Source organism: Streptomyces iconiensis (assembly GCF_028657195.3).
In the GTDB taxonomy this organism is placed as follows: domain Bacteria; phylum Actinomycetota; class Actinomycetes; order Streptomycetales; family Streptomycetaceae; genus Streptomyces; species Streptomyces iconiensis.
This window is the reverse complement of sequence record NZ_JANCPR020000012.1, coordinates 48,556-63,704: the sequence shown is the minus strand read 5'-3', so window position 1 is coordinate 63,704 and position 15,149 is coordinate 48,556. Positions and strand designations below refer to the sequence as shown.

General features: G+C 72.1%; 14 protein-coding genes. 4 read left to right on the top strand and 10 right to left on the bottom strand.

The window, feature by feature from the left end:
- Positions 1-9: 9 nt before the first annotated feature.
- Positions 10-1,479, bottom strand: a complete 1,470-nt coding sequence (locus tag NMN56_RS14225) for a peptidoglycan D,D-transpeptidase FtsI family protein (protein WP_274044658.1) — start codon at positions 1,477-1,479, stop codon at positions 10-12.
- 147 nt (positions 1,480-1,626) lie between these two features.
- Positions 1,627-2,490 carry an alpha/beta fold hydrolase gene (locus NMN56_RS14220; protein WP_274044656.1) on the bottom strand — a complete coding sequence of 288 codons (864 nt, stop codon included), beginning with the start codon at positions 2,488-2,490 and terminating at the stop codon, positions 1,627-1,629.
- Between the two features lie 221 nt (positions 2,491-2,711).
- Here NMN56_RS14220 and NMN56_RS14215 point away from each other — a divergent pair, with 221 nt between their 5' ends.
- Positions 2,712-3,077 (top strand): VOC family protein, encoded by a 366-nt coding sequence (locus NMN56_RS14215; RefSeq protein WP_274044655.1) that lies wholly within the window; start codon positions 2,712-2,714, stop codon positions 3,075-3,077.
- 36 nt (positions 3,078-3,113) lie between these two features.
- On the opposite strand, the gene NMN56_RS14210 is transcribed toward NMN56_RS14215, so the two are convergent.
- Together NMN56_RS14210 and NMN56_RS14205 are read right to left on the bottom strand one after the other, a co-directional pair.
- Positions 3,114-4,058: a LysR family transcriptional regulator gene (locus tag NMN56_RS14210; protein WP_274044653.1), complete on the bottom strand. Its 945-nt coding sequence runs from the start codon at positions 4,056-4,058 to the stop codon at positions 3,114-3,116.
- A 126-nt stretch (positions 4,059-4,184) separates the two neighbouring features.
- On the bottom strand, positions 4,185-4,787 hold the full coding sequence (locus tag NMN56_RS14205) for a TetR/AcrR family transcriptional regulator (protein ID WP_274044652.1): 603 nt from the start codon (positions 4,785-4,787) through the stop codon (positions 4,185-4,187).
- A 158-nt stretch (positions 4,788-4,945) separates the two neighbouring features.
- Here NMN56_RS14205 and NMN56_RS14200 point away from each other — a divergent pair, with 158 nt between their 5' ends.
- Complete coding sequence (locus NMN56_RS14200) at positions 4,946-5,800, top strand: NmrA family NAD(P)-binding protein (RefSeq protein WP_274044651.1); 855 nt, start codon at positions 4,946-4,948, stop codon at positions 5,798-5,800.
- Positions 5,801-5,845: 45 nt separating this feature from the next.
- On the opposite strand, the gene NMN56_RS14195 is transcribed toward NMN56_RS14200, so the two are convergent.
- The 5 genes from NMN56_RS14195 to NMN56_RS14175 all read right to left on the bottom strand — a co-directional run bounded on the left by NMN56_RS14195 (position 5,846) and on the right by NMN56_RS14175 (position 11,484).
- Positions 5,846-6,490: a response regulator transcription factor gene (locus NMN56_RS14195; protein WP_274044795.1), complete on the bottom strand. Its 645-nt coding sequence runs from the start codon at positions 6,488-6,490 to the stop codon at positions 5,846-5,848.
- A 50-nt stretch (positions 6,491-6,540) separates the two neighbouring features.
- Positions 6,541-8,073, bottom strand: coding sequence for a sensor histidine kinase (locus NMN56_RS14190; protein ID WP_274044649.1), 1,533 nt, complete (start codon positions 8,071-8,073; stop codon positions 6,541-6,543).
- A 110-nt stretch (positions 8,074-8,183) separates the two neighbouring features.
- A complete protein-coding gene (locus NMN56_RS14185) occupies positions 8,184-9,236 on the bottom strand; it encodes a hypothetical protein (RefSeq protein ID WP_274044648.1) in 1,053 nt (350 codons plus the stop codon).
- 80 nt (positions 9,237-9,316) lie between these two features.
- Positions 9,317-10,522, bottom strand: coding sequence for an endonuclease/exonuclease/phosphatase family protein (locus tag NMN56_RS14180; protein ID WP_274044647.1), 1,206 nt, complete (start codon positions 10,520-10,522; stop codon positions 9,317-9,319).
- Positions 10,523-10,713: 191 nt separating this feature from the next.
- Positions 10,714-11,484 (bottom strand): IclR family transcriptional regulator, encoded by a 771-nt coding sequence (locus tag NMN56_RS14175; RefSeq protein WP_274044646.1) that lies wholly within the window; start codon positions 11,482-11,484, stop codon positions 10,714-10,716.
- Between the two features lie 158 nt (positions 11,485-11,642).
- Between NMN56_RS14175 and NMN56_RS14170 the strand changes: the two genes are divergently transcribed.
- Positions 11,643-13,148, top strand: a complete 1,506-nt coding sequence (locus tag NMN56_RS14170; RefSeq protein ID WP_274044794.1) for an aldehyde dehydrogenase (NADP(+)) — start codon at positions 11,643-11,645, stop codon at positions 13,146-13,148.
- A gap of 114 nt (positions 13,149-13,262) precedes the next feature.
- Here NMN56_RS14170 and NMN56_RS14165 read toward each other — a convergent pair whose 3' ends face one another.
- Positions 13,263-14,102, bottom strand: coding sequence for a TauD/TfdA dioxygenase family protein (locus NMN56_RS14165; RefSeq protein WP_274044645.1), 840 nt, complete (start codon positions 14,100-14,102; stop codon positions 13,263-13,265).
- Between the two features lie 98 nt (positions 14,103-14,200).
- Here NMN56_RS14165 and NMN56_RS14160 point away from each other — a divergent pair, with 98 nt between their 5' ends.
- Positions 14,201-15,130 carry a LysR substrate-binding domain-containing protein gene (locus tag NMN56_RS14160; protein ID WP_274044644.1) on the top strand — a complete coding sequence of 310 codons (930 nt, stop codon included), beginning with the start codon at positions 14,201-14,203 and terminating at the stop codon, positions 15,128-15,130.
- Positions 15,131-15,149: the final 19 nt, after the last annotated feature.

Below are 15,149 nucleotides of genomic sequence, written 5' to 3'. Positions count from 1 at the left end.
ACGGGCAGGCTAGCCCAGCGCGGCCCCCATCATGCTCTTGGCGATGGGCGCAGCCAGTCCGTTGCCGCTGACCTCGGCGCGGGCCGCGTCCGAGTCCTCCACCACGACGGCCACAGCGACCTGCTTGCCCGAGGAGCTTTCGCCGTAGGACGTGAACCAGGCATACGGCGTACCGCTGTTGTCGACCCCGTGCTGGGCCGTGCCGGTCTTGCCGCCGACCGTGGCGCCCGGGATCTTCGCGTTGCTGCCTGTGCCCTGCTCGACGACCGTCTCCATCGCGGAGCGCAACTGTTCGGCGTTCGACTCGCTCATGACGCGGTGCGAGGCCGGGTCCTCGAACGAGCGCAGTGCGCCGCCGCCCGAGTCCTGGACCTGCGAGACCATGTGCGGATCGACCAGTTCGCCGCCGTGCGCGATGGCCTGCGTGACCATCGCCATCTGGAGCGGTGTCGCGGTCACGTCGTACTGCCCGATGCCCGACAGGCCGGTCTGCGCCTCGTCCATCTTCTCCGGGTAGCCGCTCTTCGTCGCGCGTACGGGCACGTCCTGCTTGCTGTCGTTGAAGCCGAACTTCTCGGCCTGCGCGCGTACCTTGTCCTTGCCCAGGTCGGTGGCCAGCTTCGCGAACACGTTGTTGCACGAGTACCGCAGCGCGTCACGCAGGGTGGCGTTCTTGCAGGGCGCGGCCTCGTTCTCGTTCTTGAGCACTGTGGAGGTGCCCTTGAGCGTGTACGGGTCGGGGCTGCGGGTCGGTACGTCGACCGACGAGTACAGCCCGTCCTCCAGCGCCGCCGCCGCGACGACCAGCTTGAACGTCGAGCCGGGCGGTACGGGCTGGCGCAGCGCGCGGTTCAGCGTCGGCTGGTCGTCGTTCTTGTCGCCGCCGCTGCGCGCGTTCAGCTTGTTCCACGCCTTCGCGTCGTCCTTGCCGCTGCCCGCGAAGGTGGACGGGTCGAAGGACGGCGTGCTCACCACACCGAGGATCTTGCCGTTGGCCGGGTCGATCGCGACGGCCGCGCCCTTCTTGCCGCCGAGCGCCTTGTAGCCGGCGCGCTGTACGCCCGGGTCGATCGTGGTCAGGACGTTGCCGGGCTTGGCCTTCTTGCCCATCAGCAGGTCGGCCGGGTTCTTGAGCCGGTCGTCCGTGCCGTCCAGCACGCTCTGGTAGATGCCCTCCAGCTGGGTCGACCCGCGCACCTGTGAGCTGAAGCCGGTCACCGGCGCGTACAGCGGCCCGTCCGTGTACGTGCGCTGATAGTGCAGGTCACCGTCGTCCGTACGCTTCGAGCCCGTGACGGGCTTGCCGCCGACGATGATGTCGCCGAACGGGTTCGCGTACTGCTCGATGGTGTTCCGCCGGTTGTCTTCGCTGTCCGCGAGCGCCTCGCCGTGCACCACCTGCACCCAGGTGAGCCGCACCATCAGCGCCATCACCAGGAGCAGAGTGACGGTGCCCGCCCGTCTGATTGTCCTGTTCATCCTGTACAAGAACGCGTCGCGCGCGGCGACAGGTTCCGTTCTGTGGTGTTTCTCAGGTCATTCTCATGTCGCGGCCCTGCCCGACCACCGCGCGTCACCACGGGGGCCGAGAGGACAGGGCGCCGCGCCCGCACGAGCACGCCGGGCCTACGCGAGGAAGGCGCGCAGGGCGCCGGCCAGGGCGTCCGGTGCGTCGGTGGGGACGGTGTGGTTGGACTCGGGGATCTCGGTGTGGGCGCCGTGCCGCAGGCGTGCGGCCATGCGCCGGGTGACGGACGGGCGTACGGACGTCTTGCCGGCCTGGACGACCAGCGCAGGACAGGTGACCGCGTCCAGCTCCGCCCAGTGGTCGTCGGAGCGGAAGGGCCAGCGCGACAGGAAGTACGGGTTGTGCTTGCGGTAGAGCAGCCCGCGTGGCCCCGGCCGCACGCTCTGTGCGGCGATCAGCTCGGTGAGCAGGGCCGGCGCGTGCGGAGCGTACGCGCGTTCCCAGGCGGCGACGGCGGAGTGCCGCACGAAGGAGGCGGGGCGGGGCGGTACGTCCGTCTCGCTCCGCCCGGAGGACGGCTCGATGTCGACGAGCGTGAGCGAACGCACCTGCTCGGGCAGCGCCGCCGCGTGGGACAGCGCGATCAGCGCGCCCCAGGACGAACCCGCGAGGTGGAAGGGGCCGCCGCCGAGGTGGCCGAGCAGCGCGGCGAGATCGGCGGCGTGCTCGGCCGTGCCGTACTCGTGCGCGGCAGACCACTGGCTGTCGCCATGCCCGCGCAGGTCGAGCGCGATGACCCTGCAGCGCCCTGTGAGCGCGGCAGCGACGTCGTGCCAGACCCAGGCGGAGTCGGTGACCCCGTGCAGGCAGACGAGCGTCTCGCGGGGGCCGCCGGTTCCGCCGGTCCCGTCAGTGCTGCCGGTACTGCTGGTGCCGTCGTGGTCGGAACAGTGGTCGAGGTAGTGCAGCCGCCCACCGCCGGGTCCGACGAGGTAGCCGTGACGGACGCTGTGACTGCGCATGGTGGCTCTCTTCCCTGCCGAAGACGCCGCCGCCTGCCGACGGTGAACTCCCGGAAAACTAGGCCGGGTTCGGAGGATGTGTCCAAGACATCTTCCTCATGCTTTCCATGCTCGGAGAGCATGGGCCGGGCACGGGCGAGGCAGGGACAGGGCCCAGGAGACAGGCGGGGGGGCGGGGAAAACGTGGCGACAGGTCCGGGCGGCGATGGAAGGGTGGCGGCATGCTCGATCACATCGCGGTCCAGGTACGGGACGTCGCCACGAGTGCGGCGTTCTACGAAACGGTTCTCGCCCCGCTCGGGGCAGGCAGGACGAAGGAGTTCGGCGAGTTCGTCAGCTTCGGCACCACCGGACACACGCTGTGGCTCATCCCCATGACGGGGGAGGGGCAGCCCCGTGAGCTGCACTTGGCGTTCACGGCTGCCGACCGCGCGGCCGTCGACTCCTTCCACGCTGCGGCGGTGGAGGCCGGCGCTGAGTCGCTGCACGCGCCACGTGTGCGGCCGGAGTACCACGCCTCGTACTACGGCGCGTTCGTACGGGACCCGGACGGGAACAACGTCGAGGCCGTCTGCCACACCGAGTAGACCCCGCCCGCGCTTTGCCGCTCTCCCCTGACCGGATCACCGGTCGGTCAGTTCCAGCGCTCCGTGGGGACGCGGGGAGGAGGCGGTGGCGGTGGCCAGGGCGATGAACGACTGGGCGGCGTGGTCCAGTTCGGTTCGCGCGTACGCCGATATCTCCCAGGCCACCGGCGGGTCCAGCCGCCGCGCGCACGCGGCGAGGTCGCCCGGCACCGTGCCGGCGGGGACCAGGGCAAGCCCCAGCCCGGCGGCAGCGAACCGTGCAGCCGCCTCGACCTGGCTGGTACGCACCGCCTCGCGCGGCTCGAACCCGGCGGCGGCGCAGGCGGCGCCCATCAGCCGGGCGAGGCCCTGCTGCGGGTCGTAGCCCACCCAGTCACGCTCGGCGAGCGCGTCGAGCGCCACGGCTCCCGGCCGCTCCAGCAGCGGGTCGCCCGGCGGCAGCACCAGGACGAACTCCTCCCAGCCCAGCGAGACGGCCGGTCCGTCCCACGGCTGCGAGAGGGTGCCGATGGCCAGGTCACCGCCGCCGCCCGCGACGTACTCCTCCAGCTCCCCGCGGAACGTGAACTCCCGCAGCCGCGTGCGCACATGGGGGTGTAGCCGCCGCCACTCGCTGAGCGCCGGCAGCAGTCTGCCGCTCGCGAGCGTGGCCAGCGTCGCCAGTTCCAGCGTGCCGCCCTCAAGGCCCAGCGAGTCGCGGGCCACCCGCATGGCACGCTCGGCCGCCGCCACGACCGCACGCGCCTCGGGCAGGAAGGCACGCCCCGTCGCCGTCGGCACGAGACCTCCGCGCCTGCGCTCCAGCAGCGCACCCCCGATGTGCTGCTCCAGCTCGCGCACCTGGCGCGAGAGTGCGGGCTGCGACAGGTGCAGCCGCTGCGCCGCCGCCGTGAACGAGCCCTCGTCCACGACGGCGAGGAGGTAGGCGAGCTGGCGGACGTTCAGCAGTGTCCACGGCGTGTGCTTCATGGGCTCGGGCATGCCTGATCATCGCATCGGCGGAGCGGCGGCCCGAGAGTGCTCTCGCGGCCTACGCACGGTCTTCGTGCTGTCCCGGAGCGAGACGAGCCCCGGAGGACGACGCGGGTCACCAGGGCGAGGGCGCTGTCAGTGTCCGCCGGAGGCGGAGGAGGGCCCTCGGATTCCGTCCAGGAGGTACATGGTGCGGCGGTCGTAGTCGTCCCGGGAGGGCCGCTTGCCGTGCTTGAGTGCGAGGGCGTTGTCGAGGACGAGTGCGTGGAGGTCGTCAGCCGTGAACTCCGGCCGCAGCGCGCCGGAGGTCCGTGCCGCCGCGATCAGCTCTTCGTTGGCCTCGCTTCCGACCCGGCAGATCTCCATGAGCTGCTGCGAGTGCGGATATGTCTGCAACAGGACGTCGTTGAAGGCGGGCTGGCGGTACTGGAGGTCGCGGATCGCGGTGAGGTAGTACGCGATCCGCTCGCCGTCGTCGTCGACGGTCCGAGCGCGGTCGATGACGGCGAACAGCTCACTCGCCACGACCTCTTCGATGACGGCTTCGATGAGGCCGATCCGCCCGCCGAACCGGTTGAAGATCGTGGCCTTGCTCACCCCCGCTGCCTTCGCGACCTCCTCCAGCGGCACCGTCAGGCCCTCTCCCTGGAAGGCGCCGATCGCGGCCGAGCGGATCTGCTGGGAATTGCGCCGGGCGTCGGCGCGCAGCGGGGATTGCGAAGGCACCGCACCGGCCATGGCTCTCACCGTCTCTTCCTGTCGCTCACCGTCGAATTTGACTCGCAGGGTCAGTTTACCTACGGTCGCAGTCGGAAGAGAAACTGACCTGCTTGGTCAATTTATGGTTCCGCCCACCGCCAAGACGGGCACCGTGGGCTCTCAGGAAGGTCAAGAACATGATTGTTGTCACCGGCGCTACCGGTGGGCTGGGCGGCGCCACCGTCGAGCACCTCCTCAACCGCGTACCCGCCGACCGGATCGGCGTCAGCGTCCGCGACACCGCCAAGGCGCAGCACCTCGCCGACCGCGGCGTGCGCGTGCGGCAGGGCTCCTACGAGGACCCGGCAGCGCTGCGCGACTCATTCGCCGGTGCCGAGCAGGTCCTTGTGGTGTCCGGCAACGACCCGGCCGCCGACATGGTCGGCCTGCACCGCAATGCCGTCGAAGCCGCGGTCGCGGCCGGCGCCCGGCGGATCCTCTACACCAGCCAGCAGGCCGCCGTCCCCGGCAACCCGTACGGGCCGTCGGAATTCCACATCGCCACCGAGGCGATCCTCCGCGACTCCGGCACCGACTGGACCGCACTGCGCAACGGCGCCTACGGTCCGCTCGACCAGGTGCTCGGCCCGTGGCAGCGGACCGGCGTGATCGCTCAGCCGGAAGACGGTCCCATCCCGTTCACCGACCGTGACGAGATCGCCGAGGCCACCGCGGTCATCCTCGCCGGTGACCGCTCCTTCGACGGTCCTGTCACCCTGACCGCGCCGACCGCCGTCACCTTCGACGATTTCGCCAAGATCGTCTCTGACCTCACAGGCCGCACCATCAAGCGCATCGTCGTGGACGACGAGCAGTGGGTCGCCGAACAGATCGCGGTCGGCGTCCCGGAGCAGATGGCCCGACTCCTGCTCACCTGGTACCAGGCGGCCCGCGCCGGCTACTTCGCCGAAGCGGACCCGCTGTTGGCCGAACTCCTCGGCCGCGAGCCCCGCTCCGCCGCCGACCGGCTCGCAGCCCACATCGGGCAGTGATCCCCGTCCCCGCCGTCCCGGGGAACCGCGGCGTTCCGTGGCACCTCAGCGCGGGGTCACGAAGCCGTGCTCGTACGCCATGATCACGGCCTGGGTGCGGTCCCTGGCGCCGAGCTTGGTGAGGACGGCGGCGACATGCGTCTTGGCCGTCGCGGGTGCGACGGAAGCCCGCGCCGCGATCTCGGCGTTCGTCAGGCCCTCGGCCATCAGCCGCAGCACCGCCGTCTCCCGCTCGGTCAGCCGCTCCGTGAGCCGGGCGGCACGCCGGTCCCTCGCGTGGTGCGCCGCGAGCGCGCGCAGCGCCGAGGGGTAGAGCAGCGAGTCCCCGTGCGCCAACGCCCGTACGGCGGCCACCAGTTCGTCCGCCGTGGATCGCTTCAGCAGGAAGCCGTGTGCCCCGGCGCGCAGCGCGTCGTAGACGTAGGAGTCGTTCTCGAAGGTGGTCAGCACCAGGACGCGCGGTGCCGCATCGCCCATCGTGGCGAGAATCAGCTCGGTCGCGCGGATGCCGTCCACCCCGGGCATCCGTACGTCCATCAGGACGAGGTCGGGCCGCAGTTCCCGCACGGTGGAGACGGCCTCGCTGCCGCTCGCCGCCTCGCCCACGATCTCGATGCCGGTCTCGGCCCCGAGGATCGCGCGGAGCGCCGTACGCACCATGCGCTCGTCGTCCGCGATCACGACGCGCAGCCCCGTGTCCGAACCGTGGGCGGCCGGTCGCGCGGCTTCTCCTGCGGGGCTCACCGGCCGGCCGCCGTCAGCGGGAGGCGTGCGGTGAGGCGCCATACGCCGTCCCGGTCGTGCGCGTGTGCGGTGCCACCGAGGAGCGCGGCACGCTCGCTGACGCCGGACAGCCCGCGCCCGCCCGCCGTACGGGGCTGCGTACGCGTGCGGGCCCGCGCTTCGGGCGGCGCGACCCGGTTCTCCACGGTGATCACCAACTCCTCGTTTTCCGGGGCCTGTTGACGCTCCAGCCAGGCCCGTACGGGGGCGCCGGGCGCATGGCGCAGTGCGTTGCTGAGGCCCTCCTGCACGATACGGAAGGCCGCCGACGAGAGCCCCGGCGGCAGCAGCCCCAGCGGGCCGAGGCCCTCGCCCTCGTACAGCTCCACCTCGGTACCCGTCGCCCGACAGCGGGCCAGGAGCGCGGCGAGGCCCGTGCCGAGGGTGGGCGCGCGGTCCTGGCCGGGTCCGGGTCCTGGGTCGGGTTGGGGGTCTGGGCCTTGGCCTTGGCTTGGGGCCGGGTCTGGGGCTGGGTCTGGGCTGCCTGTGCTTGTCGGGCCGCCCGTGCCGTTCGTGCCTGTCGTGGCTGTCGCGCCCGTCGCGGCTGACGTGTCCGGGCCCGTCCCGCCGGCCGCCGTCGCGTGCGGGGGGTCGTGCGGGCCGGTACCACGTGGGCCGGCGCCGCGTGGGCTGTCCTCCCGTGGCCCGTCGTCGCCTGGGCCGTCCTCGCGCAGGGCGCCCAGCACGGTGTCGAGTTCGGCGACGGCCCCGCGGGTGGTCTCCTCGATGGCGGCCAGCGCCTCCCGTACGAAGTCCGGGTCGGAGTCCAGGACCCGTTGTGCCGCGCTCGCCTGGAGCGAGGCAGCGCTGAGCGCGTGGCCCACGGAGTCGTGCAGCTCGCGTGCGACGCGGTTGCGGGCGGCCAGCTCCGCCGCGCGGCGCTCGGCCGCCGCGAGCCGGTCGGCGGGCGTGGGCCCCAGCAGTACGGGGGCGCAGCGCGCGAGCACGGTCCCCGCACCGTGCACGACGGTCACCAGGGCGGCGAGCAGCGCCAGTCCGGCGACGGGTGCCGTCCACAGTGCGCTGCCGCCGTGGTCCCAAGGCCAGGCCCGCGTGTGCTCCCGCAGCCAGGGCGAGAGGGGGAAGGCGAGCAGGGCGATCGCCATCGGCGGTACGGCGAGCGAGGCGCCGCTGACGAGCGCGCCGAGGCCCGCATGCAGCGTGAACCACACCGTCGTACGCCGTCGCGCCGCCCACGAGACGGCGGGGCCAGGGGCCAGCGCACTCGCCGGTACACCGCACAGGGTCCGCACGGCCGCCGTCTCCAGGGACCGGATGAGCGGCAGCAGCCCGGCGAGTGCCACGATCGGCAGCGCGAGCGCGTACGCCGTGAACTGCCCGCTCATCGGCGGCCCGAACGGCCTCGTCCGCGGGTACACGAGGCTTACCCCCACCGCGGCCAGCAGGAAGAACGGCATGAACAGCGCGCCGCCCTGCAACAGATGCAGCCACCGCGAACCCAGCAGCGCCACGCGCCCTCGCCACCCCATCCGCCACCCCGCTTTCCCCGTTCGGCCTCGCAGGCCGGCATCAGTGCTGCCCGGTACCGCCTCTGTGCCGGCGTCCCGTACGGCCGCGCCCGTATCGTCCCGCGACCGTGTCACACCGTCACGTCGCCGCCTCCCGTGCGGTCCGGGGCCGTGCGGTCCTGGGCCGTGCCGGAGGCGTTCGCGCGCTGCCGCAGCGCGTGCGCGCCGAGCAGCGTCAGCAGCAGGCCGGCGACCAGTTGGCCCGTGGTGACCAGCTCCGTGCAGCCGGACGCGCGCTGGCCGACCGCCCGGCCGCCTCCCGTGAGCGCGCCGACGAGCAGCCAGAGCGCCCAGCACGTCATGACGCCCGTACCGATCCACGCGGCGGCCAGCGGCATGCCCAGCCGGGGACTCCGCCGCCCCGTTTCCCCCGGGGTGAGCTGCGGGTTCCCCCGGGTGAGCTGCCGGAGGCCCGCGACGGCGACCAGCGTGAACAGGGCGAACGCCCCCTCCACGAGGCGGCTGTCGGCGCTCTGCTCCGCACCGCGCGTCGGGCACGGGCCCACGTCGGCGCCGGCGCCGACGGCCCACAGGAGGTGCGGTACGGCCGAGGCCAGCGCGAGGAGTGCGCCGGCCGCGAAGGCGGGACGCCAGATCGCCCGTACGCGTGGGGGCACGGGCAGCGCGCCGAGGCGGGTACGGAGCAGGGTGCCCCAGCGATCGCGCACGTACAGCACGAACAGCCCGCCCAGGGCGAGCGCCTGGACGGAGAAGCCCGTATAGACCACCGTCCACACCCAGCCGTCGAGCATGTCGGCGGCGTCCGTACCGCGCACACCGCCCGTGCTGTCCGCGCCGGAGACCGCGCCGTACAGCGCCTGTGCCGGAAAGGCGACCACGATCGGTCCCAGCAGTCCGGTGGCGGCCCAGAGCGGGAGTGCGAGCAGTGCGGCGGGGAGGCGCCTGCCCCAGGCGCGGGTGAGTGCGAACACCAGGAGGACGACGGTGGCGTCCATCGCGACGGTCACCGCGTTGAGCACCCACAGGGTGTCGCCGCTGTCCCGCAGCGTGCTTCCCTCCGGGATGCCGGTCGTTCCTCCGGACAGCCAGGTGAGTTTGAGCGCCAGATAGGGGAGGCAGGCGGCCACGGTGAGCGCCGCGAGGAGAGTCTTGGTCCTTCGCATGCGCACCACGTTTCCCGCCGCTGCCGTCCCGCGCTTCCTGCCGGGTGACGATCCGCCTACGCCGCGCGGCGGAGACGGTCTCAGACCCGCGCCACCTTCAGATCGGTGACGACGGCGGCGTGGTCGGAGTAGAACCGCCCCGGCGGGTGGGAGGCGAGCCGCTCGCCGACCGTGAACGAGCGGTTCACCGCGAGCTGCCGCCCTCTGGCGAAGACGAAGTCGATGCGCGCAGGCGTGGCGCTGCGGTTCCTGGCGAGGGGGCTCCAGGTGCTGCCCGGTTCCGCGCACACGTCGGGGTGAGCCTCGCGGTAGGTGTCGCGGAAGCCCGCCTCCTCGATCATGCGGGTCGTGCGCAGGTCGTAGGAGAGCCCGTACTTGCGCGGGCACCGGGCCCAGGCCCCGCTCCAGTCGGAGGCCGGAACGGTGTTGAGGTCACCGGCGAGCAGCGTGGGCGAGGTGTCGCCGTCGAGCATAGCGGGGACACGCCGGTCGAGGATCTCGCGCAACTGCGGTACCTGGCGCTCCTGTTCGGCCTCGGTGATGTCCTCGCGCGAGTGAGGCAGCGAAGCGCCCTTCTTCGCGGCTCTGGCGTTGGCGTTGATCATGTGGCCGATCCAGGGGTGCGAGAAGGACAGCCAGGTGTCGAAGAGGTTCAGATGCTGTCCGCCCGGCAGCCGGACGCGGGCGCCGCCGGTGTTGAAGCCGCTGACGGACACGCGGTCGTCGTCGTGCTCGTGCTCGTCGTCGTCTTTGCGCTGGACGGGGAACCTCTTCACCACCCGGTACCGGGTGAAGATCCACAGGTTGTCCCGGCTCGGCCCGTGCTTGCCGGGGGTGACCTGCACGGCCCGGTACGTGCCCTTGCCCGCGCGCTCCGTCAGCGCCCTGCGGATGGCGTCGCCCGCGCCGTAGGTCTCGATCGCGAAGAACACGTCGGGGGCGAGGCTGACGAGCTGGTCGAGAAGGAGCGGGAGGTTCCGCGCCCCGCCCAGCTTCTTGTCCTTGCCGCCGTGGCGGATGTTCCAGGACAGCACCCGCACGTCTTCGGCGCCCCGCACCTTCTCGGCGTCCCGTGCCCCCTCGGCGCCCCGCATCGCCGTGGGTGCCGGAGCCGCAGCGGGCGCAGCCGCGGGTGGCTGTGTGCCGGGCCTTGCGGCGGGGGAGGGGCCTGCGGGGCCTGCTGTGGCGTGTGCCGGGAGCAGCGCGGTGCCGAGGAGCGCGAGCGCGCAGCCCACGACGGTGCAGCGGGCACGCGACGTGCCCGTCTTCCTGTCTGGTTTCCGCATACCGGGATTGGATCAGCGGACAAACCCGAAGAAAAGGTTCCGCGCCGAGCCGCCGAGGCCGTCGGAGCAGCCCACGTCGCCTGAGCCTCCGAGCCTGCCCGGGCCTCCGAGCCCGGCCCGAGCCGCCGAGTCCGCCCGGGCCGCCGAGTCCGCCCGGGCCGCTGAACCGTGTCCGGGCCGCCGGGGATGTGTCACAGCCTCCGGGTGGCGTGCAGGAGGCGGTCCCGTGCGTCGAAGAGGGCGTCCTTGATCATCTGCTCGTGTGCGGGCGTCAGCCGGGCCACCGGGACGGAGCAGCTGATCGCGTCCCGCGCGGGGGTCCGGTACGGGATCGCCACACCGAAGCAGCGCAGCCCCAGCGTGTTCTCCTCGCGGTCGACGGCGCAGCCGCTCTCCCGTACGACGTGCAGCTCCTCGATCAGCTTCTCGCGGTCGGTGAGCGTGTGTTCGGTCAGCTGCGGCAGGGTCTCCGGCAGCATCTTGCGCACCTGCTCGTCGGAGTACGTCGCCAGCAGCGCCTTGCCCAGCGAGGTGGAGTGCGCGGGCAGGCGGCGTCCGACGCGTGTGAACGGGCGCAGATAGTGCTGCGACTGGCGGGTGGCGAGATAGACGACGTTGGTGCCGTCCAGGCGTGCCAGGTGGATGGTCTCGGTCGTGTCGTCCGAGAGCCGGTCGAGTGTCGGCCTGGCGGCTGCCACCACCTCGTCGCCGTCGATGTACGAGGTGCCGACGAGCAGCGCCCTTACCCCGATCCCGTAGCGCGTGCCCGTGGCGTCCGTCTCCACCCAGCCGAGGTCCACCAGCGTGCGCAGCAGCATGTAGAGGCTCGACTTCGGGTATCCGACCGCCTCTTGGACGGCGGCGAGCGCGTGCATGCCCGGCCTTCCGGCGAAGAACTCCAGCAACTCCACCGTCCGCACGGCCGATTTGACCTGCGAACCCCCCGCCTCGGCACCAGACATCGACCTTGACCCCTCTGTTCGCGCAGTCCTAGAGTCCCTGCTGATCGCTGAATTCACTTACAGGGATGGTGTTCAGCATACCGAACGCTCTCCGGATGAGAGCACGGAATGCGCGGAACAGACAGCCCGGCAGGAGGACCCCCGTGACGGCAGTACCAGTGTGGAGCGTGGACCCCCGTACCGGGAAGCGCCGAGAGCGCGTGACCGACGAGGCCACGCCCGCAACCGTCGACGCCGCCGTACGGGCCGCGCACGAAGCGCTTCCCGCGCTCGCCGAGCGCACCCGGCGTGCCGCCTTCCTCCGCGAGGCCGCCACCAGGCTGGAGGCCGGGGGAGAGGACATCATCCGCGTCGCCGACGAGGAGAGCGCCCTCGGCATACCCCGTATCACCGGCGAACTCGGCCGCACCACGGCCCAACTGCGTGCCTTCGCCGACGAGATCGAGGACGGCGGCTACCTCGGCGTCATCATCGACCACGCCGACCCCTCCCTCACGCCGCCCCGCCCCGACCTGCGCCGCTACAAGGTGCCGCTCGGTGTCGTCGCCGTCTACGCGGCGTCCAACTTCCCCCTCGCCTTCTCCGTGCCCGGCGGCGACACCGCCAGCGCCCTGGCCGCCGGCTGCCCCGTCGTCGTCAAGGCGCACCCCGACCACCCCGCGACCTCCGAACTGTGCGCCGCCGCACTGCGTGCCGCAGCCGTCGCCACCGGGCTTCCCGAGGACACCGTCTCCGTCGTGCACGGCTTCGAGGCGGGCGTCGAACTCGTCAAGCACCCCCTCGTCGCCGCCGCCGGATTCACCGGGTCCGTACGCGGAGGCCGCGCCCTCTACGACGCCGCGGCGGCACGCCCCCGCCCCATCCCCTTCCACGGTGAACTCGGCTCCCTCAACCCCGTCGTCGTCACCCCGGCGGCAGCCGCGGAACGTGCCGAGGAGATCGGCACGGGTCTCGGCGGCTCCATGACGCTCGGCACCGGCCAGTTCTGCGTCAAGCCAGGACTCGTCCTCGTTCCCGAGGGCGACGACGGCGACCGGATGCTCGGCGTACTCGCCGACAGCCTCAGGGCCACGGCGCCCGGATATCTCCTCGACGACCGGATGCGCGACGCGTATCTCAGCGGGGTCGCGGCGCGCGGCGCGCTCGACAAGGTCGAGGTGCCCGTGGCGGCGGGGGTGGGGGACGAGGACCCGCGCAGCGTGCGCCCCGGGCTTCTCACCGTCTCAGCGCGCGAACTCGACGGAAAGCACGAGCTGTTGCTCGAAGAGTGCTTCGGACCGGTGACCGTGGCCGTGCGCTACGGCGGCGAAGAGGACGTCGACGCCGTACTCGGCCGGCTCGCGGGAAGCCTCACCGCGACGCTGCATGTCGCCTCCTCCGAGGCGCAGGACGGTACCGGGGGCGCCGCCGCCGCGCTGCTGTCCCGGTTGACGCTGCTCGCGGGGCGCGTGCTCGTCAACGGCTGGCCCACCGGCGTCGCCGTCGCGCCCGCACAGCACCACGGCGGGCCCTACCCCGCCACGACCTCGACCTCCACCTCGGTCGGCGCCACCGCCGTCGAACGCTGGCTGCGTCCCGTCGCCTACCAGGACACCCCCGAGCCGCTGCTCCCCCCGGAACTGCGCGACGCCAACCCGCTGGGCCTGCCCCGCCGGGTGGACTAGGAGCGTAGAGGAAGCCGCAGTCGTCCGGCGGTCTCCCACGGCCGCCGAGGGGCAGGGGAGACCGCCGGACGCCGGGGACACCTCCGAGGCCGGCGTCAGTGGAGGGCCGAGGGTTCAGCCGACCGGTGTGCGTGTGTCGGTCGTCACCGCGACGCGGTGCATGACCCGCCGGTGGGGCAGGTAGTCGGCGACCGCGTAGTGCTGCGTTCCGCGGTTGTCCCAGAGGACGACCGTGCCCGCTTCCCACTTGACGCGGACGTGGAAGTCGGGCCGGTTGATGAGGTCGAACAGGTAGGTCAGGATCCTGGCGCTCTCGGGAGCCGAAAGGCCGATCACGAACCGCGTGAGCGACTCGCTCACGTTGACGTAGGGGCGTCCGCTCACGGGGTGGTGCGCGATCACCGGATGCACGGCCGTTCCGGCCCGCGTGAGTGCCTCGCTGATCCCCTCGTCGCCGCCCTGCCGGTACGCGCCGGTCCTGAAGGCGCCCATGTCGTGGACGGCTTCGAGCTGTTCGAGGTCGCGCCGCAGCCCCGGGTCCAGGGCGTCGTGCACGGCGAACATGCTCGCCCAGAGTGTGTCGCCGCCCACGGGAGGAACCTCGACCGCCTTCAATATCGAGGCGAACGGCGGTTGGCGCCGGTAGGTCATGTCGGAGTGCCACTCGGCGGCGTCCGGCTTCGCTTCGCCTCCCCACGTCAGTACGACGACGTCCTCGAAGTCCGGATGGGTCGTGTAGGAGTGGTGGCGGGCGCCGAGGGTGCCCAGTGCCTCTCCGAGCCGCACCATGCGCCGCGCGTCGAGGCCGGCGTCCGGGAAGACCAGGACGGAGTGCTCGGTGAGGGCGGAGTGCACCATGTCGGCTGCCTCTTCGGTGATGTCGCCGTTCTCCAGCGGCGGCAGTGTCGCGGTAGCGCCGAGTGCGGGTGTGAGTCGAGTACAGGAAAGCTTCATGATGTGGACGCTAGGAGGCCGGTGGCGGCACCGACAGACATCGGTTGGCTGGCCTGGCCCAACCAGAGGTTGGGGTGAACGTCAGATGGGAGGGTGCTGTGCGCCTGCTGGTCCGCGATGTCCGACAGCTGCAGCGGCTCGTCGTTCTCGAAGCGGTGGGGCGTCTGGGCAGCTTCACCGCCGCAGCCGCCGAGCTGGGCATGTCCCAGCCCGCGGTCTCCAAGCAGATGAAGGCGCTGGAAGGCTCGTTGCGTACGGGGCTCTTCGAGCGGGGGACCAACCGGTCGCGGATGACACGTGACGGTGCGTTGCTCCACCAGACCGTCACCGAGGCGTTCGACATCCTGGAGGCCCGGCTGTCCCGGCTGCGGGGGCGCGCCGACCAGTTGCGCGTCGCGGTACAGCCGTCGGTTGCCGAGAGCTGGTTCGTGCCGCGCCTGGCGGACATGCGGGCCGCGGTGGCACCGACGGACGTACAACTCACCATCTTCGACTCCGAGCACGAGCCCGCCGACATCGACCACGATGTGAGCGTGCGGTTCGGAGACGGCCCCTCGCCCGGGTTGCGCTCGGAGCAGCTGGTCACCGAGGCGGTGGTCCCTGTCGCCTCGCCCGAGCTGGCCGGCAGGCTGGGCCTCACACCGCGCTCCGAGGCCGAAGCTCTGCTCTCCGCGCCCCTGCTGCACGTGGACCAGACAGGCCGGAGCTGGCAGGACTGGGCCTCGTGGTTCGCCGGGAACGGGCTGGCCCACACCGCTCCAGCCCACACCGTCGTCTACCCGACGTACGGGAGCGCGGTCCCGCTCGCCATCAGCGGCAACGGCGTGCTGCTGAGCTGGCGCACGCTCATGGGTGATCACCTGCGGCGCGGACTGCTGCGCGAAGTGGGCCCCGTGGTCACGGTGCCGGGCCGGGGCTACTTCCTGCAGTGGCCTCCCGCGCTCACGCGCGACGCCGGGTTCCAGCGCTTCAGGGCATGGCTGAGGGAAACGGTCTCCAGCCAAGGGGAGGAAGACGTCCGGCGCTAGGCGTGGTGCGGGCCCGCAC